The organism is Streptomyces sp. A3M-1-3, assembly GCF_024213665.1.
GTDB lineage: Bacteria > Actinomycetota > Actinomycetes > Streptomycetales > Streptomycetaceae > Streptomyces.
Window position 1 is genome coordinate 148,074 of the sequence record NZ_JANAVP010000001.1, and the last position, 23,832, is coordinate 171,905.

Sequence of the window (23,832 nt, forward strand, 5' to 3'; positions counted from 1 at the left end):
CTAGTCGCCGATCAGCGCGTCCACGAACGCCTCCGGCTCGAACGGAGCCAGGTCGTCCGCACCCTCGCCCAGGCCCACCAGCTTCACCGGTACGCCGAGCTCGCGCTGCACCGCGATCACGATGCCGCCCTTGGCCGTACCGTCCAGCTTGGTCAGCACGATGCCGGTGATGTCCACGACCTCGGCGAAGACCCGCGCCTGCACCAGGCCGTTCTGGCCGGTCGTGGCGTCCAGCACGAGCAGCACCTCGTCCAGCGGACCGTGCTTCTCGACGACCCGCTTGACCTTGCCCAGCTCGTCCATCAGCCCGGTCTTGGTGTGCAGCCGGCCGGCGGTGTCGATGAGCACGACATCCGCGCCCTCGGCGATGCCCTCCTTGACCGCGTCGTAGGCGACCGACGCGGGGTCGCCGCCCTCGGGGCCGCGGATCGTGCGCGCGCCGACCCGGTCGCCCCAGGTCTGGAGCTGGTCGGTGGCGGCGGCGCGGAAGGTGTCGGCCGCGCCGAGCACCACGCTGCGGCCGTCGGCCACCAGGACGCGGGCGAGCTTGCCGGTGGTGGTGGTCTTGCCGGTGCCGTTGACCCCGACGACCATGACGACACCGGGGCCGTCCAGACCGCTCTCGGTCTTCACCGAGCGGTCGGCATCGGTGCCGATGAGCTTCAGCAGCTCCTCGCGCAGCAGGCCGCGCAGGTCGTCCGGCGTACGTGTGCCGAGCACCTTCACCCGCTCGCGCAGCCGCTCGACGAGCTCCTGGGTGGGCGCGACGCCGACATCCGCCGTGAGGAGCGTGTCTTCGATCTCCTCCCAGGTGTCGTCGTCGAGGTGCTCGCGGGAGAGCAGCGTGAGCAGGCCCTTGCCGAGCGTGTTCTGCGAGCGGGAGAGCCGGGCGCGCAGCCGTACGAGACGGCCGGCGGTGGGCTCGGGCACCTCGATCTCGGGCGCGGGCGGCGCCGCGACGACCGGGTCCTCTACGGCGGCGGGTTCCGCCACGGCCGTCGAGGCGTCGGGGAGGTCGACCTCCTCGATCGTGCGGCGTGGCTCTTCGACCGTCGGTGCGGCGTCCTCACCGACCTGAGGTTCGGCGGGCGGGGCAGTGATGGTCGGCGTGCTCGACGGTGCCGAGGGCGGCAGCTGCTTCTTCTTGCGGCTGCTGACCACGAGCCCGCTGATCGCGCCGACCGCGACCAGGGCGATGACTACAGCAAGGATGAGGATTTCCATATCTCACCCAGTATGCGTGACCTCCCGGATGACCGTTCGTTCCCACCACGAGGCTGTTTGCCTCTGCGGGCCGGGCTGGTCCGCCGCCCGGCCGCCCTGCGGCTTTTGCGACGAATGTATGATGATTCGGCCCCCCACCCCTCCCCCACGGAGTGTGCATGTCTGCCGAGTCCGACGGCGCGATAGAGACCCGCGGCCTGGAGCCCGTCCCCGACGACGAGCGCACGGGCCGCGTCCGTGAACTCTTCCCCACCTGGGTGGCGGCCAACATCAGCGTGCTGCTGCTCACGATGGGCGCCGGGATGGTGGTGTTCAACGGACTCAACATCTGGCAGATCCTGGTCGTGGCCCTGGCGGCGCCCGTCGTCTCGTACGGGCTCGTCGGCCTGATCTCGATCGCGGGCAAGCGCGGCGGCTCGCCGGGCATGGCCCTCTCCCGCGCGGTCTTCGGCCAGCGCGGCAACCTCTTCCCCGGCTCGCTGATCTGGGTCGCGCGCTGGGGCTGGGAGACGATCAACGCCGTCACCGGTGCGTACGCGCTGCTGACCGTGCTGGATCTGCTGTTCGGCATCAAGAGCAACACCGTGCTGATCGTGGTGACCCTGCTGCTCTTTGTCGGCTGCACGTTCCTCGTCTCGGGGCTCGGCATCAACGCGCTGCGCGTGTGCAGCAAGTGGTCGACGTACCTCTTCGGCGGTTTCAGCGTGCTGGTGCTGGGCTACCTGGTCGCGAACACGGACTGGTCGGCGGTCCTCGACAAGCCGGCCGGCTCGACCGCGATGATGATCGCCGGCATCGGCACCCTCGCCGCGGGCGGCATCAGCTGGGTGCCCTCGGGCCCGGACTTCACCCGCTACCTGCCGCGTACCGCGTCGTCGAAGGGGATGGTCGGCGCCACCGTCGGCGGCGCGGGCGTCGTCGTGCTCCCCATGGTTCTGATGGGCGCGGTCATGGCAGTCGGCACCCCCGACCTGGCCTCGGCGTCCGACCCCGTCTCCTTCATCGGCGAGCTGCTGCCGACCTGGATCGCCGTCCCGTACCTGCTGATCGCCCTGATCGGCATGCTGCTGATCAACTCGATGTCGATGTACTCGGCCGGCTTCACCGCGCAGACCCTGGGCATCAGGGTCCCCCGCGCGTGGGCCGTGAGCGTGAACGCGGTGATCAGTCTGGTCTTCGGCTTCCTGCTGATGGTGGTGGCGACCAGCTTCTTCGGCTCGTTCATCTCCTTCCTGACACTGCTCGCGGTGGCGTTCTCGGCGTGGATCGGCGTCTTCGGCGTGGACATGCTGCGCCGCCGTATGTACGACGGCGAGGCGCTGATGGACACGACCCGCACCAGCGCGTACTGGTACCGGGGCGGATTCGCCTGGCAGGCCATGGCGGCGTGGGGCATCGCGCTGGTCGTGGGCCTGCTGTTCACCAGGGTCGACTGGTTCGCCGGGCCGTTGTCCGCCGGCTGGATCGGCGAGAACGGCCTGGGCTGGGCGGTCACCGTGCTCGTCGCAGCGCTGGTGTACGCGGTGCTGCCGCGGACGACGGCCGTGGAGCCCGCCCCGGTGGTCGCACCCGAGCCGGAGTGTGCCGGGGCCCTGTCCATCTGACGTGACGTCAACTAGCGTCCTGCTTCGCTGCTCACCGCGCCCGGCGAAGGGGGACGTTCCTCATGGCCATCACCGTCGTCCGGTTCAATCTCGTCGATCCCGACGCGACCCCGGAAACGCTTTCGGCCCGCTACCGGGCCGCCCTGGAGATGGCCACGTACGCCGATGACCGCGGCATCGCCACGCTCCAGACGGAGGAGCACCACGGCGCGGCCAACGGCTGGCTCCCCTCCCCCTTCGTGTTCGCGGGCTCGGTCTTCGGCGCCACCCGCCGGATCGCCGTCACGGTCTCCGCGATCATCGGGCCGCTGTACGACCCGCTGCGGCTGGCCGAGGACATCGCCGTACTCGACCTGATCAGCGGGGGCCGGCTGGTCACGGTCGCGGGCATCGGCTACCGGCCGGAGGAGTACGAGCAGCACGGGGTCGAGTGGAGCCGGCGCGGCAGGCTCCAGGACGAGGTGCTGGAGACCCTGCTGCAGGCGTGGACCGGCGAGCCGTTCACGTACCGCGGCCGTACGGTCCGCGTCACCCCGCGCCCGTACACCCGGCCGCATCCTCTGCTGCTGGTCGGCGGCAGCTCACATGCCGCGGCGCGCCGCGCGGCCCGCCTCGGTCTGCCGTTCTTCCCCAGCGCGCATCTGCCGGAGCTGGAGGCGTACTACCACGCCCGCCGCGCGGAGTACGGCACCGAGGGCTGGACCATGATGCCCGCAGCCGAGACACCGCTGCTCCACGTCGCCGAGGACCCCGACCGGGCCTGGGCCGTATACGGGAGGCACTTCCTGCACGAGGCCCGGACCTACTCCTCCTGGCAGTCGAAGGACATCCGCTCGGCGGTCCGCTCGGCCGCCGCGACGGTGCGGGAGCTGCGCGCCGAGGGCGTCTACCGGATCCTGACGCCGGAGCAGTGCGTCGCGTACGCCGAGTCGCGTGGCGAATCGGGCAGCCTGGTGCTGCACCCGCTGTGCGGCGGGATGCCGCTGGACGAGGGGTGGCGCAGCCTGCATCTGCTGTGCGAACGGGTACTGCCCCGGCTCGAGAGTCTCAAGGGCCTCAAGGGCCTCAAGGTCTGAGCCGGGGCAGTTTCCGTGGTTGAGGAGACGGGCAGCGGGGATTAGCCCATCTCCTCCAACGCCTTGCCCTTGGTCTCCTTGACGTACTTGACTACGAAGGGGATCGAGAGCACGGCGAAGATCGTGTAGATGATGTAGGTACCCGAGAGGTTCCAGTCGGACAGGCTCGGGAAGCCGGCGGTGATGGCCCAGTTGGCGATCCACTGCGCGGCGGCGGCGACACCGAGCGCGGCGGCGCGGATCCGGTTCGGGAACATCTCGCCGAGGAAGACCCAGACCACGACACCCCACGACAGTGCGAAGAAGAGCACGAACACGTGGGCCGCGATCAGCGCGACGATGCCTTCGGTGTGCGGCAATTTGCCGCCGACGAGGTCCGCACCTTGCCTCCGGGAGGCGACACCTGAGCGGAGCTGGTCAACATGGTCTCCTCGTGCCCGGCTGGGGCCCGGACATGTGGGGGCGAACCCTTCCTGTGGCTCGTGAGTTCCTGCCAGCCACCACTTGAAGGTAAAAGCAACGTTGCCGACATTATGCGTTCAGTTTTCGAAGTCAATACCCAGTGAGGGGTGATGGTTCGAGGCGGCACCGAAAGTCCATTCCTTCAAGACTTGAAGATTTCGTGTTGGTCAGCGCAGCCGCTGGCTGATGACCTTGGACACGCCGTCGCCCTGCATGGAGACGCCGTACAGCGCGTCGGCGACTTCCATCGTCCGCTTCTGATGGGTGATCACGATCAGCTGGGAGCTCTCCTGGAGCTCTTCCATGATCCGGATCAGCCTCTGGAGGTTGGTGTCGTCGAGTGCGGCCTCGACCTCGTCCATGACATAGAACGGGCTCGGCCTGGCCTTGAAGATGGACACCAGCAGCGCGACGGCCGTCAGCGACCGCTCGCCGCCGGACAGCAGTGAGAGCCGCTTGACCTTCTTGCCCGGCGGGCGCGCCTCTACGTCGACACCCGTGGCCAGCATGTTGTCGGGATCGGTCAGGATCAGCCGGCCCTCACCGCCCGGGAAGAGCCGCGAGAAGACGCCCTCGAACTCCCGCGCGGTGTCCCGGTACGCCTCGGTGAAGACCTGCTCGACGCGCTCGTCGACCTCCTTGACCACCTGGAGCAGATCGGCCCGGGTCTTCTTCAGGTCCTCGAGCTGCTCGGCGAGGAAGTTGTGCCGTTCCTCCAGCGCCGCGAACTCCTCCAGCGCCAGTGGGTTCACCTTGCCGAGCTGCTGGTAGGCGCGTTCGGCGGCCTTCAGCCGCTTCTCCTGCTCTGCACGCGCGAAGCGTACGGGCTGGTTCCTCGGATGCTCGGGATCCTCGGGCAGCTCCTCGCCCTCGGCGGCCGGCGACGGCGGCACCAGCTGGTCGGGCCCGTACTCGGCCACCAGGCCGGCCGGCTCCACCCCCAGTTCCTCCAGGGCCTTCGCCTCCAGCTGCTCGATCCGCAGCCGCTTCTCGGCGCCCAGCACCTCGCCCCGGTGCACCGAGTCCGTGAGCTTGTCCAGCTCGCCCTTCAGTTCGCGTCCCTGGTTGCGCTCGGCCGCCAGGTCCTGTTCGCGGGCGGCCTTGGCGCTCTCCGCCGCGGTCCGCTCCTCCCCGGCCCGTACGAGGGACACGTCCACGTGCGCCAGCAGCTGCCGGGCGCCGGACGCGACCGCCGCCGCCACCTCGGCCTCGTGCCGCAGCCGGGCGCGCCGCTGTTCCGCGCGCGCCCGTGCCTCGCGCTCGGCGCGCGCCCCCCGGTCGAGCGCGTCGGCCCGTCCGGCGAGCCCCTTCACGCGCTCCTCGTGCGTACGGACCTGGAGGCGGGCCTCCATCTCGGTCTGCCGGGCGTTGGCGCCGTCGGCGGCCAGCCGGTCCCGCACGGACGTGTCCGGCTCCTCCTCCACAGGCGTCTCCTCGGCGACGAGGAGCCGCTCGGCCAGCTCCTCCGCCTCCGCCGTCGCCCGCTCCAGCGCCTCCTGGGCCTTGGCCGCCGCCGCGGTGCTCCGCTCGGCCTCGCCCGCCGCGCCGCGCGCCTGGCCCGCGAGCCGCCCGAGCTGCTGGGCGACTCCGGACTTCTCCCGCTCGGCGGCCCGGCGCCGCTCGCCCAACTCCTCGAGGAGCGCGGCACATCCGGTGCGCCGCTCCGCCGCCCGGTGCTGCGCTTCCGCCAGCTCCTCGCACCGTACGGCCAGCTCGGCGAGCTCGGCGGCCGCCTCGTCGACGGACGCCTGCACCTCCAGAAGGCTCGGCGCCCCGGCCGACCCGCCCTGCGCGAAGTGCGCCCCGAGGACATCACCCTCGGCGGTGACCGCGGTGAGCGCGGGCTGCGCGGCGACCAGATCCTCCGCGTCCTCCAGCGTCCCGACGACCACAACGTCCCGCAACAGCCGCCGCAGGGCGGGCATGAGCTCGACGGGCGCCCGCACAAGATCAGCGGCAAACGGCACGGAGCCCGACCCATCCGCACCAGCACCAGCACCAGCACCAGCACCAGCACCAGCCAACGCGCGCGCCACACCAGAGTCGGCACCCTGGACCGGCACCGCCTGCGCGCCCGGCCGGCCGAAGGCAGCACTCGGCCCAGCTCCCGGGGCCGTGGCCGCAGCCGAACCCGCCTCGGCGCCCGCGCCGGAGGCAGCGCCCTGCACGGGCACCGCATGCACGGGCTGGGTGGGGGCCGCGGTGACGCTCAGTAGCATTGCTGCGCGGCCCGCGTCCTGTTTGCGGAGGCGGCGGATCGCCTCGGCCGCTGTCGACGGGCCCGATACGGCGATCGCGTCCGCCGCCGCGCCCAGCGCCGCGGCCACCGGGACCTCGAAGCCCGGGGTCACCGTGAGCAGTTCGGCGGCCGGGCCGAGCAGACCGGTCAGCCGGTCCTGCGCGTCGAGCAGCGCGCCTGTGCCGTCCTTGCGGCGCAGCCCCATGGCCAGCGCGTCGTGGCGGGCGGAGGTGGCGGCCCGCCGCCGCTCGGCGGCCGTGGCCGCCTCACGCGCGACGGCCAGGTCCGACTCCGCCTCGGCCAGCGCCCGCTTGGCTGCGTCGTACTGCTCCGCCAGCGCCGAGTCGTCCGCGTCCAGCCCGTCGACCTCGGCCTTGAGTTGCTCGTACTCCTCCTGCGCGGCGACCGCGCGCTCCCGCGCCGCGTCCCGCGCCTCGGCCAGCCGGTCGATCTCGGCATGGGCCGAACCGGCCCGGCTCCGGGCGGCGTTGACCTGCCCGTGCAGACGCGCAAGCCCTTCGCGCCGGTCGGCGATGGCCCGGGCCACGTCCTTGAGCCGGCGCTCCTCCTGAGCCAGCTCGCGTTCCAGCTCGGAGCGGTGCGCGACCGTGTCCTCCAGGGCCCGCTGCGCCGCCTCCAGCGCGGCCTCCAGCTCCGCCTCCTGCTCGCGGATGCGCGCGGCCTCGCGTTCCACCTCTTCGGGGTCGCGCCCTCGCCGCTCCTCGGGCGGCGCTGTGGTCGCGCTCTTGACCCGGGCGTCGGCGAGGCTGATCGTGCCGCGCACCCGTTCGGCGAGCTGCGACAGCTCGTACCAGGTCTGCTGGGCCCGTTGCAGCCGTGGCGCCAGCCTGCGCACCTCGTCCTCCAGCGCGGCCTCCCGCTGGAGCGCCGTCCGCAGCTCGACCTCGGCGGCCTCCTTGCGCGCCTTGAGCGCGGCCTCATCGGCGACCTCGGCGTTCAGCGCGTCCCGCAGCGTCACCAGGTCGTCGGCGAGCAGCCGCAGCCGGGCATCACGCAGGTCGGCCTGGATGACGGAGGCGCGCCGCGCGACCGCGGCCTGCCGGCCCAGCGGCTTGAGCTGCCGCCGCAGCTCATCGGTCAGGTCCTGTACGCGCGCCAGGTTCGCCTGCATCGCGTCGAGTTTCCGCAGCGCCTTCTCCTTGCGCTTGCGGTGCTTGAGGACGCCGGCCGCCTCCTCGATGAAGGCCCGGCGCCCCATCGGATCGGCGTGCAGTACGGAGTCGAGCTGGCCCTGCCCGACGATCACGTGCATTTCGCGGCCGATGCCGGAGTCGGAGAGCAACTCCTGGATGTCCAGCAGCCGGCAGGTGTCGCCATTGATCTGGTATTCGCTGCCGCCGTTGCGGAACATGATCCGCGTAATGGTGACCTCGGCGTACTCGATGGGGAGCGCACCGTCGGAATTGTCGATGGTGAGGGACACCTCGGCACGACCGAGCGGGGGCCGCCCGGTGGTGCCGGCGAAGATGACGTCCTCCATCTTCCCGCCGCGCAGGGACTTGGCCCCCTGTTCGCCCATGACCCAGGAGAGCGCGTCCACCACGTTGGACTTGCCGGAGCCGTTGGGACCGACGACGCACGTGATGCCCGGCTCGAACCGCAGCGTCGTCGCGGAGGCGAAGGATTTGAACCCGCGGAGGGTCATGGCCTTGAGGTGCACGCCGCCGGACTCTACCTTTCACGTTCGGTTTCACCCATGAAGGTGCAGGGCACATTCGACGTCAAAGGAAGCAGTTCAGGGCTGGAGCCGCAAGAATCCGTAAAGAAAGAAGGGACGCCGAAGCGTCCCTTGCACATCTTGCGTGTTGTAGGTGTCAGCGGCTGAATGGGCAAGCCCGACCGGCCTGGAGGCTGGGTCAGGTGAGCGCAGGCTCCGCCTGGGGTACGTCGATGTCGATGCCGTTGAGCATCGGTTCTCCGTGCTGAGCGGCGGCGGACAACGCGTCATTCTCCGACTGGATCCGTACAAGCTCGGACTCCAGATCCTGGACGCGCTGCTGAAGCCGTCGCATCTCGGCGAGGAGTCGCGGGTCGGAGCCGCCGACGTAACCGAGAAGCGCCTTTGCCATGATGGATGGTCCTCCACACTGAGTGACCGACCGAAGCGGTGTGGGTCGTGAGGGAATCGCACCCGCGGTGCTCGGCAGTGCTTGTCGTCACTGCGGTTCTACTGCCAAACAGCTAAGGTGCGCGGGGCTTCCAGCGTCTCACCAAAAAGTTTGACGGTCAACACGATCACACCCCGTATCGGCGGGCGACCCGGGGGCCTGGGGCCGCGGGAACTGCGGCGCAGGCTCTCCTTCGGGGCCCTCAGGGCGTGGAGATCATCCTTACTCCGGCAGCCTTCCACGAGATGCCGTTCTTTGGCAACCACCTGCTGATTTCCGTCGTACGCGCAGGCCCGGCGGCGCCGCCCCGGCGCTCACCGGGCCGGATTCGGTCAGCGGATCAGGAAGCCGTCGTAGCCGCCACGGGGGACGTCCCAGATCTCCGTGACTCCGTCGACTCTGCCGGGTGTGTCGGCGGAGCGAAGCCACTCCAGCAAACGGTGGCAATTCTCACGTCGGCCCTCGGCCACCACCTGCACCCGGCCGTCGTCAAGATTGACGGCGAAGCCGCTCAGGCCGCCGATCTCCAAAGCGTTTGCCCTGGTGAACCAGCGGAAGCCCACTCCTTGTACACGGCCGCGTACCCACGCGGTGAGCCGCACGTCTTCGTTCATGCGTGCACGCTAGCCGGGCGATTGCTCTGGGAGCACTTTCCACTCCACCCTCATGGCGTACAGTCCCGGCTCAATGAGTCTCACCCGTTTGGCTGAGTCACGTTGACACCGATCGCAAGGAAGGCACAGCGCATGGGACGCCATCGACGCTCCGCCGCCGGGCCCGCCGCCGAAGACTACGCGGCCGCCACGGCAGGCCGGCACCGGGGTGCCGGCCGCCGGAAGAAGGCCGCGCCCGTGCGCACCGGGCTGCTCGGCGCCTCCGCGGCCATGGCGCTCGGCGCTGTCGCGGTCGCCTCCGGACTGGTGCCGGTGGGCGACAACTACACCCTCGGCGGCAGCAGCGACTCCGGCCGCGTGCGCGCCGGAGGACCGAGCGACCTCGCCTCGCAGCAGGGCGGCCTCCAGGACCTGCCCTCCCAGCGCCCCACGACCGCCGGGCCCAGCCGGACTCCTTCGGCGTCACCGACGCCCACGCCGACGCCCACGCCGACGCCGACACCTACGCCGAGCAAGGGGTCTCCCACCCCGACGAAGAAGAAGCCGCCGGTAGAGAAGCCGGTTGAGAAGCCGGTTGAGAAGCCGAAGCCGACTCCCGAAGAGAAGGTCTCGAAGACCCCCAGCAAGAAGCCGGCCCCGCCCGTCAAGGTCCCCACCGGCGAAAGCGCCGCGGAGGCGGCGGTCCTCGCCATGGTCAACCAGGAGCGCGCCCAGGCGGGCTGCCGTCCGGTGAAGGCCGACGCGGGGCTGGCCGACCTGGCCGGCGACTTCAGCGAGGACATGGCCGAGCGCGGCTTCTTCGACCACACGGACCCGGACGGGGCGACCCCCTGGGACCGCGCCGCGAAGGCCGGCGTCACCGGCCTGGGCGGCGAGAACATAGCCCGCGGCCAGGCCGACGCCAAGGCCGTGATGGAAGGCTGGATGAACAGCCCGGGCCACAAGGCAAACATTCTCAACTGCGACTACAAGACCCTGGGCGTCGGCGCACACTTCGCGAACGGCGGCCCCTGGTGGACGCAGGACTTCGGCTTCTGAGACGGCCGTAGGGTCAGCCCGCGACCGCCACGCGGCCCGTGGTGAAGATCCGCGCCGTCTCGGTGACGCGGCGGCCGAGGTGTTCCGCCGTTGCGATGTCCGCCTTGTGTACGCCCTCCGGGCCCTCGTCCGTGTTCGTCTGTCCGGCCGCGCCGGAGAAGAAGCCGAGGCGGTTGAGGTCGTGCTCGGAGCCGCCGGTGGTGTTCCAGCCGGGCTTCAGGCCGAGGTTCACCCAGTGCATGCCGTGCTGGGCGGCGAGCGTCTGGAAGAACTGCAGGGTGTGCAGCTTGTCGCCGCTCTTGGAGCCGGAGTTGGAGAAGCCGGCGGCCAGTTTGTCCTTCCAGGCGTCGGTGAACCAGCGCTTCGAGGTGTCCTCGGCGAACCGGTGGAAGGCCCCGGAGGCCGTGCCCATGTAGGTGGGCGAGCCGAAGATGATCGCGTCGGAGGCGTCGAGCAGCTCCCACTGTGCTTCGTCGATCTCGTCGACCTTGATCAGGTGGACGGTGGCGCCGGCGTCGAGCGCTCCGGCGCGGACCGCCTCGGCGACGACAGCGGTGTGGCCGTAGCCGGAGTGGTAGGCGATCGAGACAACAGGCGTGGTCATGGCGAGGGCTCCTCGAATGTGGTGACGCCGCGGCAGCGGGGTGCTCGGCGGGTACGACCCCGAGAAGCACTAACTTTTAGAGAGCGCAATCTCATCGTTAGCGCTGCGCGGGAGTATGGTGGCTGTATGGATCCCACCGGCGACATCCCCTTCGACGTGTTCGCCAAGCTCTGTCCCTCCCGAGGCACGCTGGAGCACGTCACCGGACGCTGGGGCAGCCTGACGCTGGGAGCGCTGCACGAAGGCACGTTCCGCTTCAACGAACTGCGGCGGCGGGTCGAGGGAGTGAGCGAGAAGATGCTGTCCCAGACCCTGCAGGCGCTGGAGCGGGACGGACTCGTACACCGCGACGCCCAGCCGACCAACCCGCCGCGCGTGGACTACGAACTCACCCCGCTGGGGCGCGAGGTGGCCGAGCGGCTGCTCAGCCTCATCCACTTCGTCGAGGGACGGATGCCGGCCGTCCTGGAAGCGCGCGAGAGTTACGACGAGGCGCGCGGGGGCCGCTGACAGCGCGGGCAGAAGTAGCTGGAGCGGTTCATCCACGGGCGGCGGCGCATGGCGGTGCCGCAGCGGCGGCACGGCTCGTCCTCGCGCCCGTACGCGTCGAGCGACCGGTCGAAGTACCCCGACTCGCCGTTCACGTTGACGTAGAGGCTGTCGAAGCTGGTGCCGCCGACGGCGAGCGCCTCGTTCATCACGTCCCGGACATGGCCGAGGAGTTCGGCGCTGCGGGGCCGGGTGAGCGACGCGGTCGGGCGTTCGTAGTGCAGCCTGGCGCGCCAGAGCGCCTCGTCCGCGTAGATGTTGCCGACCCCGCTGATCAGCGACTGGTCGAGCAGTGCGCGCTTGATCGTCGTACGGCGCAGGCGCAGCGCGGTGTGGTACGCGGCCTCGTCGAAGGCCGGGTCCAGCGGATCCCGCGCGATGTGGGCGATGACGTCCGGAAGCCCGTCGGGGGTGTTCTCGTGCAGGGACAGCCCGCCGAAGGTGCGCTGGTCCACGAAGCGCAGTTCGGTTCCCAGGGCGTCGGCGAAACGGATCCGGATGCGCAGGTGCTTCTCGTCCGCGGCGTCCTGCGGCTGGACGAGGAGCTGGCCGCTCATACCGAGGTGGCCCAGTACCGAGAAGTCCCGGTCCTCCAGCGGCAGCCACAGGTACTTGCCGCGGCGGCGCGCGACACCGAAGCGGTGGCCCTGGAGGCGGGCCGCGAAGTCCTCGGCGCCCGCGAGGTGCCGGCGTACCGCACGCGGGTGCAGAACCTGCACGTCGGCGACGGTGCGCCCGGCGACCCAGCGCTCGAGACCGCGCCGCACGACTTCGACCTCGGGCAGCTCGGGCACGTGCGGTCTCCTCCGGAGGTGATGGCTGTAGGGGTACGGGAAGCCCGCCGCAGCGGCGGTCCCGGGATACGGAACGACCCGGCCCGCACCTGCGGCTGCCGGAACGGAACGCCCGACCCACACCCGGCGGCTGCAGGAACGGCTCCGCCCGCCACGTGTCGCGGGCGGGCGGAGCCGGTGAAACCGGGCGGCGTTCAGGCCGCGTCCGGAGCGGGGGACGAGATGCCCTCCTCCTCCGGGGTGGCCTCGGCGGCGACCTCCGCCGCCTCCGCCTCGGCGGCCAGCCGCTCGTCCGCGGCGGCGCGGATGGCGCGCCACGCGGACTCCGCCGCCTGCTGTTCCGCTTCCTTCTTGCTGCGGCCGGTGCCGGTGCCGTACGAGACACCACCGACGCGGGCGGCAGCAGTGAAGGTCTTCTCGTGGTCAGGGCCCGTCTCGCTGACCAGGTACTCGGGTACCCCGAGGCCCTCGCTCGCGGTGAGTTCCTGGAGGCTGGTCTTCCAGTCCAGTCCCGCACCGAGGTTCGAGGACTTCTCGATCAGCGGGTCGAAGAGCCGGTGCACCAGCTCCGAGGCCGCGTCGAGGCCCTGGTCGAGATAGACCGCGCCGATCACCGCTTCAAGGGTGTCGGCGAGGATGGATGCCTTGTCCCGGCCGCCCGTGCCCTCTTCGCCCCGGCCGAGCCGGATGAAGGAGCCGAGTTCGAGGCCACGGCCGACCTCCGCCAGCGCACGCGAGTTGACCACCGCGGCCCGCAACTTGGCCAGCTGGCCTTCGGGCAGGTCGGGGTGGGTGCGATACAGCGTGTCCGTGACCACCAGGCCGAGCACGGAGTCCCCGAGGAACTCCAGTCGCTCGTTGGTGGGCAGGCCGCCGTTCTCGTACGCGTACGAACGGTGCGTCAGCGCACGCACCAGAAGGGCGGACTCGAGCTGATACCCGAGCCGCCCTTCCAGAAGCGTGTGGGACGAGGCTGCGTTGATCGTGTCTGCCTGCTTGTCGGCCAGTTCAGACATAGCGCCTCTCACCTGCCGCTCAGACCTCGAGGACCTGGCGCTTGTTGTAGGTGCCGCAGCTGGGGCACGCGATGTGCTGCTGCTTCGGCTCCTGGCAACGCTCACACGAAACCAGGGTGGGGACCGCAGCCTTCCACTGCGACCGGCGGTGGCGCGTGTTGCTGCGCGACATCTTCCGCTTCGGAACAGCCACGGCTACTTCTCCTGCTTCTCGTCGACGCCCGACTCGGCGCCGCTCATGTTGTCCTTCTCGCCGTCCTGGATGGTCCCGGCGAGTCCCTGCAGTGCCGCCCAACGGATGTCGACGGCGTCGTGGTGGTGGTCCGGGTTGTCGTTCAGCCCGACTCCGCATTCGGAGCACAGACCGAGACAGTCCTCCCGGCACACCGGCTGCAGCGGGAGTGCGAGCACCACCGCGTCACGCAGCACAGGTTCGAGGTCGAACAAGCCGTCCTCGATGAAGAGCCTGTCCTCGTCGTCCTCGGCGTCGGCGACAGGTTCCGCTTTGGGGCGGCCCCGGTCGTCGGCGTCAGGGTACGAGAACATCTCCTGGAAGTCCGCTTCGAGCTCCAGCTCCAGCGACTCCAGACACCTTACGCACTCCCCCTCGGCCGACGCACGGGCGGTGCCTGTGACAAGCACCCCTTCCATGACCGACTCCAGGCGGAGGTCGAGCTCCATCGGGGCGCCTTCCGGCACTCCGATGACCCCGTCGAGACCGAAGTCCTTGGGGGCCGCAATCTCGCGGGACAGCCGCTGCAGAGCACCAGGACGCCGACCCAGCTCGTGTGTGTCGAACACGAGGGGGTTGCGGTGGTCGAGGTGGGTGTTCAGGACTGTTCCCGCTTTCGGATCGCTGTGGGGGTGGCCGCCGCGCGGTGCATTACCAGACGGGCAGTATCGCCAGGCGGGCAGCCGAGATCGCGGACGTACTCGCGACCGAAGAGCCAGGATACTGGACGCTTCGCTCAGGGCCCAATCCGCCTCCTGGGCGGCCGGACAGGACCTAGCGTCCCTGCTCGTACTCGCGCAGCTGGTCGAGGTTGATCATGCTCGTGTCGAAGAAGCTGGTCTCGTCGAGCGCGGCCTGCTGCTGGGGCTGCTGCTGAGCATGCTGCCCGTAGCCGTGGTCGTAGCCCTGCTGCTGATAGGCGGCGTACGCGTCCTGCTGCGGGTAGGCGTACGGATCCTGCTGCGCGTACGCCGGCTGCTGCTGGTAGCCGTACGGGTCCTGCTGGGGCTGCTGGGGCTGCTGGTACGCGTACAGATCCTGCTGCTGGGCGTACGCCGGCTGCTGCTGGACCGGGATCACCGACTGCGGCTCCGCCAGGTCCGCGAGGAAGTCCGCGTCGCTGCCGGGCTGCTGCTCGCCCGAGCCGTCCTGCGCGACCATGTGGGCACCGAGGTCGTCGCTGGCCACCCGGCCGTGCAGCTTCTGCCGGCCGCGGCCGACCGCGTCGAGGGTCTTGGACAGGACGGTCTCGAACGCGCCCAGTTTGGCGTCGACGTATTCGTCGGCCCGCTGCCGCAGCGTCTCGGGGTCCTGGCTGCGCTCGGGGGCTTCCGCGTAGTCCGGGTCCGCGTACCCGTCGTGGCCCTGGCCGGGCGCGCGGCCGAGGAGCTTCTCGCGGCCGCGGTCCACCGAGCCGATCGTCTTGGTCAGGACGACCTCGAAGTTCGCCAGCTTGCTGTCGACGTAGTCGTCGGCCTCGGCGCGGATCTCCTCGGCGTCCCGGCGGGCCTCGGCGAGGATGCGGTCGGCCTCCTCCTGAGACTGCCGGGCGACCTCGGTGTCGGAGATCAGCGAACCACGCTGGGCGTGTGCCGACTCGATGATCCGCTCAGCCTCCTGGCGGGCCTGCTCGACGAGCTGCTCCCGGCCGCCGATCAGCTCCTGGGCCTGCGCGAGGGAGCCGGGCAGGGCCTGCCGTACCTCTTCCAGCATGGCGAGCAGCTCGGCACGGTTGACCACACACGAGGCCGACATGGGCATGGACCGGGCGCTGCCGACCGCCTCGACGATCTCGTCGAGCTTCTTCTGCACGTCCACCTGTGCTCGCCACTCTCTACCTGGATCGGAGACGGACGGGACGACTGTACGGCCAGTCGGCACCGTCCCCCTACACCCAGGGGGTGTAGGGGGTGGACCCCCAGACACCGGGTGACGGGCAGTCAGTACGTCACTTCCGGCCGAGCCGCTCGATGAGGGCTCGGTGCACCACGGGGGGCAGCAGGTGGGCGACGTCGCCACCCCAGGCGGCGACCTCCTTGACCAGGCTGGAGGAGAGGAAGCTGTAGGTGGGGTTGGTCGGCACGAACAGGGTCTCGACGCCCGAGAGCCCTATGTTCATCTGGGCCATCTGCAGCTCGTAGTCGAAGTCGCTGACCGCCCGCAGGCCCTTGACGATGGCCGGGATGTCGCGCTGCTTGCAGAAGTCGACGAGGAGGCCGTGGAAGGACTCGACCTCGACGTTGCCGCAGTCGGCGGTCACCTCGCGGATCAGCTCGATGCGCTCCTCGACCGTGAACAGACCCTGCTTCGACTGATTGATCATCACGGCCACGTGTACGACGTCGTACAGCTTGGAGGCGCGGGAAATGATGTCGAGGTGTCCATTGGTGATGGGGTCGAATGACCCCGGACAGACGGCGCGGCGCAACTGAAGTCCCTCGCTCTCCGGTCCGGTCATGGTGCGTCTTCGCACGTAGAGGCGGCGTGACCGTACCAAAGCGTGCCCTCGCCGTAACGACGGGCCCGCAGTGGCTCGAAGCTTTCCGGCCAACGGAATTCGCCGCCTCTGGTGCTGCGCTCCACGGTGACGAGCGCATCGTCCGTGAGCCAGCCCTGGGAGCGGAGTGTGAGGAGTATCTCGCCAAGATCGTCGTCCGTGACCTCGTACGGCGGGTCGAGGAACACCACGTCGTACGGGGCACTGGGCGCCGGACCCGAGACGATCTGCTCTGCTTTGCCCGACCTGACCTCGGCGCCGGGCAGGCCGACCGCGCGGACGTTCTCCCGGATGGTGCGGGCCGCCCGGCCGTCCGCCTCGACGAGCAGGGCGTGTTCGGCGCCGCGGGACAGCGCCTCCAGGCCCACGGCGCCGGATCCGCCGTACAGATCGAGCACCCGGGCGCCGTGCAGCGAGCCGAGCAGGGACTCCCAGGTGGAGAACAACCCCTCTCGTGCCCGGTCGGAGGTGGGGCGGGTGCCGTTGCCCGGCGGGACGGCGAGGCGGCGCCCACCGGCCGCGCCGGCGATCACGCGGGTCATCTGAGTCTGCGGTCCTTCGGGACGAGGGTGGATGTGCTGGGCGGGTTGCACAGCAGGTGCTTAAACGATAGGCCGTCGGCCCCGCGGCGACTCCCCCGCCGTCTCAGCCCTTCTCCAGGTACTGCTCGCGCTCGGTGTCCAGCAGCGCGTCCAGCGCGGTGCGCAGCTCGGGGAGATGCTCCAGGTCCGGGTCGGCCGAGACGGTCGCGACCGCCTCCTCGCGGGCCTCCGCGATGATCTCCTCGTCTTCGATGACGGCGAGCATCCGCAGCGAGGACCGCACGCCCGACTGGGCCTGGCCAAGCACATCGCCCTCGCGGCGCTGCTCCAGGTCGATCCGGGACAGCTCGAAGCCGTCCAGGGTGGCGGCCACCGCGGTCAGCCGGGCTCTGGCCGGGCTCGCCTCCGGCATCTCGCTCACCAGCAGGCAGAGGCCGGCGGCCGAGCCGCGGCCCACGCGGCCGCGCAACTGGTGCAGCTGGGAGACGCCGAAGCGGTCCGCGTCCATGATCACCATCACGGTGGCGTTGGGGACGTTCACCCCGACCTCGATGACGGTCGTGGCGACCAGGACATGCACCTCGCCGGCCGTGAAGCGGCGCATCACGGCGTCCTTGTCGTCCGGCTGCATCCGGCCGTGCAGGACCTCCACGCGCAGCCCCTTCAGCGGCCCCGAGGCGATCTGCTCGGCGATCTCCAGCACCGCGAGCGGCGGGCGCTTCTCGGCCTCGTCCTCGGGCGACGCGGCCTTCTTCCCGGGCTCGTCCTCGTCGTCCCCGATGCGCGGGCACACCACGTACGCCTGGTGGCCCTTCTCCACCTCCTCGCGTACGCGCTCCCAGGTACGCGCGAGGAAGTGCGGCTTGTCCTTGGCCGGTACGACATGGCTGGCGATCGGCGACCGGCCGGCCGGCAGCTGGTCCAGCACCGAGGTCTCCAGATCGCCGAAGACGGTCATCGCGACCGTGCGCGGGATCGGGGTCGCCGTCATGACCAGCAGGTGCGGGGGCTGCTTGCCCTTGGAACGGAGAGCGTCGCGCTGCTCCACGCCGAAGCGGTGCTGTTCGTCGACCACGACCAGTCCGAGGTCGTGGAACTGCACCTTGTCCTCGATCAGGGCATGCGTGCCGATGACGATCCCGGCCTCGCCGGTGACCAGGTCGAGCAGCGCCTGCCGGCGCGCTGCCGCCCCCATCGACCCGGTGAGCAGCACCACCTTGGTGCCCTGCTCGGCCCCGCCGAGCATTCCTCCCTCCGCCAGCTCGCCCATCATCTCGGTCACCGACCGGTGGTGCTGCTGGGCCAGCACCTCGGTGGGCGCGAGCATCGCCGCCTGGCCGCCGGCGTCCACGACCGCGAGCATCGCGCGCAGTGCGACGAGGGTCTTGCCGGAACCGACCTCGCCCTGGAGGAGCCGGTGCATGGGGTGCTCGGTGGCGAGGTCCGTGAAGATCTCGGCGGTGACCTTCTGCTGGCCCTCGGTGAGGGTGAACGGCAGCTTGGCGTCGAAGGCGTCGAGCAGCCCGTCCGGGACCTGTTTCCTTGCCACGGCGGGCAGTTGGGTGTCCGCGTACCGGCGCCGGGCGAGCGCGACCTGGAGGACGAACGCCTCGTCCCACTTGAGGCGGTCCCGGGCTGCGGCGATGTCGGCCTTGGTGCGCGGCCGGTGGATGGCCTGCAGCGCTTCGGGGAGGGTGGCCAGCCCGCGGCCTTCGCGCAGCGAGGGCGGCAGCGGGTCGACGGCGTCCCGGGCGCTGGGCAGGACCGCGTCCACAGCTTTGGAGATCTTCCACGACTCCAGCTGCTTACAGGCCGCATAGATCGGGATCAACTGGTTGGCGAAGGCGTCCACCGCGTCCTCGGCGCTCGCTGCGCCCAGCGGCTCGTACGCGGGGTGGGCGAGCTGCAGCTTGCGGTTGAACATGGACACCTTGCCGGCGAACATGGCGCGGCTGCCGGGCAGCAGTTCCTTGTGGGGCTTGTGGATCCCCTTGCCGAAGAAGACCAGTTGCAGTCGTCCGCTGCCGTCGGTGATCGTCACCTCGAGCCGCTGGCCGCGGCCCTGGTTGAACTTCAGCACGCGGGCGTCCGCGACCTGGGCGACGACCGTGACGTGCTCGTCCAGGGGCAGCTCGGAGAGCGGGGTCAGCTCGCCCCGCTCGGCGTACCGCCGGGGATAGTGGTGCAGCAGATCACTGACCGTGTGCAGGCCGAGGTGCTCGGCCATCACCTTGGCGGTGGCGGGGCCGAGAGTCTTCTTCAGGGGTTCGTCGAACGCGGACACGCGATCCATTCCACACCATGGCTCTGACATACGGGCCGGATGCGGTATGGACACGGGGGGATGCGTCGCGGCTATTCGACGCCGATCAGCAGCGGTGCCGCGTGGCAGCCGCCCGGGTAGACCACCGTGTCCACCGCCAGGTGGCCGTCCCGTACGTACGACGCGAGGTGTTCGGCGACGGTGTCCGGCACCTCCGCGCCGACGACCAGGGTGACCAGTTCGCCGCCGGCCGCCAGCATACGGTCCAGCACCGTTTCCGCCGTGGCGGTCAGGTCGGAGCCGATCACCGCCACGTCGCCGTCGATCAGCCCGAGCACGTCCCCGGCCTGGCAGACGCCCGCCATGGTCCACGACTGCCGCTCGGCGACGGCCAGTTCGGCGTAGCGCGTGGCGCCCGCCGCGGCCGTCATCGCCACCACGTCCTCGTCGAAGCGGCGGTCCGGTTCATGGACGGCGAGGGCCGCCAGGCCCTGGACCGCGGAGCGGGTGGGGATGAGGGCGACGCGTACGCCCTCGGTACGGGCCTGTTCCGCGGCGGCCGCCGCGGTGTGGCGCAGGTCGGCGTCGTTCGGCAGGAGCACCACCTCACGGGCGTGCGCGCGGCGGATCGCGTCGACGAGTTCGCCGCTGGCCGGCGGCTCGCCGGGGCGCGCGAGCACCGTCGTGGCGCCCGCCTCGGCGCACAGTCCGGCCAGGCCCTCGCCCGGGACGACCGAGACGACCGCGCGCTGCACCTGCTCGGGCGGCGCGGCCGGGCCGCGGCGGTCGTCGAAGTGGGTGATCCGGATGCGGTACGGCCGACCGGCCTCGACGCCGGCCTCCACGGCGGCGCCCGCGTCGTCCACGTGGACGTGTACGTTCCACAGCCCGTCGCCGCCGACGACGACGAGGGAGTCGCCGAGGCCGTCGAGCCGGATGCGCAGCCGCGCGACGGCTTCGTCGTCCGCTTCAAGGAGGTAGATCACCTCGAAGGCCGGCCCATCGCTCACGTGTTCCGCATCGCCGTCAGGGGCGCCGGGGGCACAGTCGAGCGCCGCCCGGTGCGAGGGCGCGGGTTCCGCCGGGGCCTCGCCGGTGAGCACCTCGACCAGCGCCGCGAGCACAGTGAGCAGCCCGCGGCCACCCGCGTCGACGACGCCCGCGCGCCTGAGCACGGCCAGCTGGCCGGGGGTCGCGTCCAGCGCGACGCACGCCCCGTCGTACGCCGCGCGCGCCACCGAGACGGCGTCTCCCGAGGCGCCCTCCGCCGCGTCGGCGGCCGCGGTGGCCACCGTGAGGACCGTGCCCTCAACGGGGTGCGCCACCGCGCCGTACGCCGACTCGGCGGCCCGGCGCAGGGCCGGCGCCAGCCCGGCGTCGTCAAGCACCTCCGCCATACCGCGCAGCAGCTGGGCGAGGATCGTGCCGGAGTTGCCCCGGGCACCGATGAGCGCGCCGTGCGCCATCGCGCGTACGGCGTCGTTCAGCGAGGGCACCGAGCCGTCCGCGACGGCTTCGTGAGCGGCGAACACCGCCTCCACCGCCTGCGCGGCGGACTCGACGGTCATGTACAGGTTGGTTCCGGTGTCCCCGTCGGCGACCGGGTAGACGTTGATCGCGTCGATCTCCTCGCGGGCCCGGCCCAGCGCCGTCAGCGCCCGTGAACTCCAGCTGCGCACCGCGTCGGCGTCGAGCGTGGGCGGCGTGTGCGGCACCTGGCGTCCTCCTATGGGCGGCGTGGGTTGCACCGCAGGGTAACGACGGGGCGGGGGACCGTCCGGGGCGGGGGCCGTGGGAGCCATGCTAGTTTCGTCCTACGGGAGCGGCCGTTGTATGCTGCTCCGGTTGCCCGGCAAAAGTCGGGCCATACCCCCGGCAAGCCATCGATCTTCAGATCCCGGCGCGCCGGGAATTCACTGTAAGTGCATCTGAAGTCTTTGGAGTGACCCGTGGCTGCCAACTGCGACGTTTGCGGCAAGGGGCCGAGCTTCGGCAACAACATTTCGCACTCGCACCGCCGTACGTCCCGTCGCTGGAACCCCAACATCCAGCGCGTGCGTGCCGTGGTCGGTCGGACGCCGAAGCGGCTCAACGTCTGCACCTCGTGCATCAAGGCCGGCAAGGTCTCGCGCTGACGGTCTCGTCGTAGCGCAGCCCTTTCCGGTTGCCTGGAAAGCCGGTCCACCCAGGTGGACCGGCTTTTTGCCGTGCTCACGGCTCAGTGCAGGCGCCAGGCGTGGTCCACCGGGCCGATGCCGCCGCCCAGCGGGAAACCCGCGGCGATGGCGCCCGTGACGTACTCCTTGGCCGCCGTGACCGCCTCCGGCACCTCCAGCCCCTTCGCCAGGCCCGACGCGACCGCACTCGCCAGCGTGCAGCCGGTGCCGTGCGTGTGCCGGTTGTCGTGCCGGGGCGCCCGCAGCCAGTGTTCCTCGCTGCCGTCCGTGAGCAGATCCACCGCATCGCCCGCCGCGAGATGGCCGCCCTTGATGAGCGCCCACCGGGGCCCGAACTCGAGTACGGCGTCCGCGGCCCGGCGCATATCGGCCTCCGACTCCACCCGTATCCCGGTGAGCTGAGCGACCTCGTCAAGGTTGGGGGTGGCCACCGTGGCGGCCGGCAGGAGCTTCGTCCGTACGGAATCGAGCGCCGACGCCGCCAGCAGCGGATCGCCGTGCTTGGAGACGCCCACCGGATCGACGACGACCGGGACCTCCGTGTCCGCCAGCAATTCGGCCACGGTCTGCACGAGCGCGGCCGAGGAGAGCATCCCGGTCTTGACCGCCTGGACGCCGATGTCGTCGACGACGCTGCGGTACTGGATTCTGACCGCTTCCGCCGGCAGCTCCCACGCGCCCTGGACGCCGAGGGAGTTCTGCGCGGTCACCGCGGTGAGCACGCTCATGCCGTGCACGCCGAGCGCCAGCATGGTCTTGAGGTCGGCCTGGATGCCCGCACCGCCGCCGGAATCGGATCCGGCGACGGTGAGGACACGCGGAGGCACAGGTATCGGCATGCCCTGAATCTACTTGCCGTCCTCGATGTCCCCGAAGTGGTCCCAGCCGCCCTTGCTCGTCCAGGGCGCCCCGTCGACCGTCACCTGCGGCAGCGCGGAGGGGTTGAGGACCTCGCCGATGACCTTCCAGCGGGCCGGCAGCTTCACATCCGGCGGGAACGTCGCCACTATCGCGTGGTCCTCTCCCCCGGTGAGCACCCACTGCAGCGGGTCTACGCCGACGGCCTGGCCGATGTCGTTCATCTGCGTGGGGATGTCGATGGCCCCGGAGCGCAGGTCGATCCGGACCTTGCTGGCCTCGGCGATGTGCCCGAGGTCGGCGACGAGCCCGTCGCTGACGTCGGTCATCGCGGTGGCGCCGAGCCCGGCGGCCGCGGGGCCCGCGTGGTACGGCGGCTCCGGGCGACGGTGGGCCTCGACGAACGCCCGCGGGGAGCGGAAGCCGCGCGAGAGCACCGCGTATCCGGCGGCCGACCAGCCCAGCCAGCCGGTCACGGCGACCACGTCGCCCGGCTGGGCACCGGCGCGGGTGACCGGCTCGTGGTTGCGCAGATCGCCGAGCGCGGTGATGGCGACGGTGATCGTCTCGCCACGTACGACATCGCCGCCGACCACGGCCGCGCCCGCGACCTGGCACTCGTCCCGGATGCCGTCCATCAGCTCGGTCGGCCAGGTGACAGGCAGTTCCGCGGGGACGACGAGGCCGAGGAGCAGTGCGGTCGGCACCGCGCCCATGGCGGCGATGTCGGCCAGGTTCTGGGCGGCGGCCTTGCGGCCGACGTCGTACGCCGTGGACCAGTCGCGGCGGAAATGCCGCCCTTCGAGCAGGATGTCCGTACTCGCCACGACCCTGCGGTCCGGTGCGGCCACGACCGCGGCGTCGTCGCCGGGCCCCAGTCGTACCGCCGGGGTGGTGGTGAGCCTGGAAGTGAGCTCTCTGATCAGCCCGAACTCCCCCAACTCCCCCACGGTGCCCTTCATCCTTGTGCCCCTTCTGCCCCAGTGCGCTTGCGGTCGCGAGCCGTCACTGCTGTAGGTACCGTCAACTTGTACGTCAACTTGTGTTCTCCGTACGCCGCACTGCGTGCGTCCCCGGCCCCGCAGGTCTCCCCGCTGCCCTCGGCGACGCGATACGGTGGCGTCTCTTCTCCCCACATGATCCTCGTGGCCGCCCTGGAGGTTCCGTGGTACAGGCGTACATCCTTATTCAGACCGAGGTGGGCAAGGCGTCGACCGTCGCCGAGACCATCGGCAAGATCCCGGGGGTGATCCAGGCCGAGGACGTAACCGGTCCCTACGACGTCATCGTGCGCGCACAGGCCGAGACAGTCGACGCACTCGGCCGCATGGTGGTCGCCAAGGTCCAGCAAGTGGACGGCATCACCCGCACCCTGACCTGTCCGGTCGTACATCTCTAGCCCCCGTCTACTCTTGGCCGGTGACACCTTCGCGCCGCCGGCTCCCGCGCCGCCCCCACCGCTGTCTGCCCGCTGTCGTCGTGCTGTTGGCCGCCGCGGGCTGCTCCTCCACGGACGGCAGCGCCGTGGCGGTGGTTCCCACCCCGGACGTGGAAGCCGCGAAGATCTGCCGTGCGCTGCACAAGGAGCTGCCGGAGACCGTCGCCGGCCTCGAGCGGAACGACCCCGGGACGGACTCCGAACTGACCGCCGGCTGGGGAGACGCGGCGATCGTACTGCGCTGTGGGGTCCCCCGGCCCGAGCGGATGAGCGACCCCCAGGCGAAGGGGGTCGAGGTGGACGGCGTCAATTGGCTGCTGGAGGAGCGCCAGGGCGACGGCCCCCGGTTCACCACCACGTACCGCAAGGCGTATGTGGAGGTCTCGATGGCGAAGAAGTACGCCCATGACGCGACTCCGCTGACGGCCTTCGCGGGCCCCGTCGAGAAGACGGTGCCCGCGAGCCTCTAGGGGCAG

23 protein-coding genes and 1 pseudogene are annotated in these 23,832 nt (G+C 70.8%); 7 read left to right on the top strand and 17 right to left on the bottom strand.

The features are described from left to right. Positions 1–1,224 carry a signal recognition particle-docking protein FtsY gene (ftsY, locus tag NLX86_RS00705; protein ID WP_254369551.1) on the bottom strand — a complete coding sequence of 408 codons (1,224 nt, stop codon included), beginning with the start codon at positions 1,222–1,224 and terminating at the stop codon, positions 1–3. 158 nt (positions 1,225–1,382) lie between these two features. On the opposite strand from ftsY, the gene NLX86_RS00710 reads away from it, so the two are divergent. Then, positions 1,383–2,828, top strand: a complete 1,446-nt coding sequence (locus NLX86_RS00710) for a cytosine permease (protein WP_254369552.1) — start codon at positions 1,383–1,385, stop codon at positions 2,826–2,828. Positions 2,829–2,890: 62 nt separating this feature from the next. Continuing rightward, positions 2,891–3,904, top strand: coding sequence for an LLM class flavin-dependent oxidoreductase (locus tag NLX86_RS00715; RefSeq protein WP_254369553.1), 1,014 nt, complete (start codon positions 2,891–2,893; stop codon positions 3,902–3,904). Positions 3,905–3,945: 41 nt separating this feature from the next. On the opposite strand, the pseudogene NLX86_RS00720 reads toward NLX86_RS00715, so the two are convergent. From NLX86_RS00720 to NLX86_RS00735, 4 genes and pseudogenes are all read right to left on the bottom strand, one after another. Beyond that, positions 3,946–4,281, bottom strand: a pseudogene (locus tag NLX86_RS00720) (MFS transporter); the annotation flags it as partial. A gap of 252 nt (positions 4,282–4,533) precedes the next feature. Beyond that, on the bottom strand, positions 4,534–8,286 hold the full coding sequence (locus NLX86_RS00725) for an AAA family ATPase (RefSeq protein ID WP_254369554.1): 3,753 nt from the start codon (positions 8,284–8,286) through the stop codon (positions 4,534–4,536). A gap of 196 nt (positions 8,287–8,482) precedes the next feature. Further along, positions 8,483–8,695, bottom strand: coding sequence for a hypothetical protein (locus NLX86_RS00730; protein WP_254369555.1), 213 nt, complete (start codon positions 8,693–8,695; stop codon positions 8,483–8,485). A gap of 371 nt (positions 8,696–9,066) precedes the next feature. Then, on the bottom strand, positions 9,067–9,348 hold the full coding sequence (locus NLX86_RS00735) for an acylphosphatase (RefSeq protein ID WP_254369556.1): 282 nt from the start codon (positions 9,346–9,348) through the stop codon (positions 9,067–9,069). Between the two features lie 132 nt (positions 9,349–9,480). Between NLX86_RS00735 and NLX86_RS00740 the strand changes: the two genes are divergently transcribed. Next, positions 9,481–10,386: a CAP domain-containing protein gene (locus tag NLX86_RS00740; RefSeq protein ID WP_254369557.1), complete on the top strand. Its 906-nt coding sequence runs from the start codon at positions 9,481–9,483 to the stop codon at positions 10,384–10,386. Positions 10,387–10,399: 13 nt separating this feature from the next. On the opposite strand, the gene NLX86_RS00745 is transcribed toward NLX86_RS00740, so the two are convergent. Beyond that, positions 10,400–10,990 (bottom strand): flavodoxin family protein, encoded by a 591-nt coding sequence (locus tag NLX86_RS00745; protein ID WP_254369558.1) that lies wholly within the window; start codon positions 10,988–10,990, stop codon positions 10,400–10,402. A 126-nt stretch (positions 10,991–11,116) separates the two neighbouring features. Between NLX86_RS00745 and NLX86_RS00750 the strand changes: the two genes are divergently transcribed. Beyond that, entirely contained in the window at positions 11,117–11,500 is a 384-nt protein-coding gene (locus tag NLX86_RS00750; RefSeq protein WP_254369559.1) for a helix-turn-helix domain-containing protein, read from the top strand. Here NLX86_RS00750 and mutM read toward each other — a convergent pair. From mutM to NLX86_RS00795, 9 genes are all read right to left on the bottom strand, one after another. Continuing rightward, the gene (mutM, locus tag NLX86_RS00755; protein ID WP_254369560.1) at positions 11,473–12,333 is read right to left on the bottom strand and encodes a bifunctional DNA-formamidopyrimidine glycosylase/DNA-(apurinic or apyrimidinic site) lyase; all 861 of its coding nucleotides are present in this window, start codon (positions 12,331–12,333) and stop codon (positions 11,473–11,475) included. The genes NLX86_RS00750 and mutM overlap by 28 nt on opposite strands. A gap of 194 nt (positions 12,334–12,527) precedes the next feature. Then, positions 12,528–13,349, bottom strand: a complete 822-nt coding sequence (rnc, locus tag NLX86_RS00760; RefSeq protein ID WP_254369561.1) for a ribonuclease III — start codon at positions 13,347–13,349, stop codon at positions 12,528–12,530. Positions 13,350–13,368: 19 nt separating this feature from the next. Next, complete coding sequence (gene rpmF, locus NLX86_RS00765; protein WP_026165248.1) at positions 13,369–13,542, bottom strand: 50S ribosomal protein L32; 174 nt, start codon at positions 13,540–13,542, stop codon at positions 13,369–13,371. Between the two features lie 2 nt (positions 13,543–13,544). Then, the gene (locus tag NLX86_RS00770) at positions 13,545–14,183 is read right to left on the bottom strand and encodes a DUF177 domain-containing protein (protein WP_254369772.1); all 639 of its coding nucleotides are present in this window, start codon (positions 14,181–14,183) and stop codon (positions 13,545–13,547) included. A gap of 172 nt (positions 14,184–14,355) precedes the next feature. Continuing rightward, positions 14,356–15,399, bottom strand: coding sequence for an ATP synthase F0 subunit B (locus NLX86_RS00775; RefSeq protein ID WP_254369562.1), 1,044 nt, complete (start codon positions 15,397–15,399; stop codon positions 14,356–14,358). Positions 15,400–15,529: 130 nt separating this feature from the next. Continuing rightward, complete coding sequence (coaD, locus tag NLX86_RS00780; RefSeq protein ID WP_254369773.1) at positions 15,530–16,009, bottom strand: pantetheine-phosphate adenylyltransferase; 480 nt, start codon at positions 16,007–16,009, stop codon at positions 15,530–15,532. 26 nt (positions 16,010–16,035) lie between these two features. After that, a complete protein-coding gene (rsmD, locus tag NLX86_RS00785; RefSeq protein WP_254369563.1) occupies positions 16,036–16,620 on the bottom strand; it encodes a 16S rRNA (guanine(966)-N(2))-methyltransferase RsmD in 585 nt (194 codons plus the stop codon). 103 nt (positions 16,621–16,723) lie between these two features. Next, positions 16,724–18,913 (bottom strand): ATP-dependent DNA helicase RecG, encoded by a 2,190-nt coding sequence (recG, locus tag NLX86_RS00790; RefSeq protein WP_254369564.1) that lies wholly within the window; start codon positions 18,911–18,913, stop codon positions 16,724–16,726. A 62-nt stretch (positions 18,914–18,975) separates the two neighbouring features. Further along, positions 18,976–20,598 (bottom strand): DAK2 domain-containing protein, encoded by a 1,623-nt coding sequence (locus NLX86_RS00795; protein WP_254369565.1) that lies wholly within the window; start codon positions 20,596–20,598, stop codon positions 18,976–18,978. A 234-nt stretch (positions 20,599–20,832) separates the two neighbouring features. Here NLX86_RS00795 and rpmB point away from each other — a divergent pair, with 234 nt between their 5' ends. After that, positions 20,833–21,018: a 50S ribosomal protein L28 gene (rpmB, locus tag NLX86_RS00800; protein ID WP_003951095.1), complete on the top strand. Its 186-nt coding sequence runs from the start codon at positions 20,833–20,835 to the stop codon at positions 21,016–21,018. An 83-nt stretch (positions 21,019–21,101) separates the two neighbouring features. On the opposite strand, the gene thiD is transcribed toward rpmB, so the two are convergent. Further along, positions 21,102–21,899: a bifunctional hydroxymethylpyrimidine kinase/phosphomethylpyrimidine kinase gene (gene thiD, locus NLX86_RS00805; protein WP_254369566.1), complete on the bottom strand. Its 798-nt coding sequence runs from the start codon at positions 21,897–21,899 to the stop codon at positions 21,102–21,104. Positions 21,900–21,908: 9 nt separating this feature from the next. Further along, the gene (locus NLX86_RS00810) at positions 21,909–22,880 is read right to left on the bottom strand and encodes a thiamine-phosphate kinase (RefSeq protein ID WP_254369567.1); all 972 of its coding nucleotides are present in this window, start codon (positions 22,878–22,880) and stop codon (positions 21,909–21,911) included. A 203-nt stretch (positions 22,881–23,083) separates the two neighbouring features. On the opposite strand from NLX86_RS00810, the gene NLX86_RS00815 reads away from it, so the two are divergent. After that, the gene (locus NLX86_RS00815; protein WP_254369568.1) at positions 23,084–23,317 is read left to right on the top strand and encodes an Lrp/AsnC ligand binding domain-containing protein; all 234 of its coding nucleotides are present in this window, start codon (positions 23,084–23,086) and stop codon (positions 23,315–23,317) included. A gap of 20 nt (positions 23,318–23,337) precedes the next feature. Next, positions 23,338–23,826: a DUF3515 domain-containing protein gene (locus NLX86_RS00820; RefSeq protein ID WP_254369569.1), complete on the top strand. Its 489-nt coding sequence runs from the start codon at positions 23,338–23,340 to the stop codon at positions 23,824–23,826. Positions 23,827–23,832: the final 6 nt, after the last annotated feature.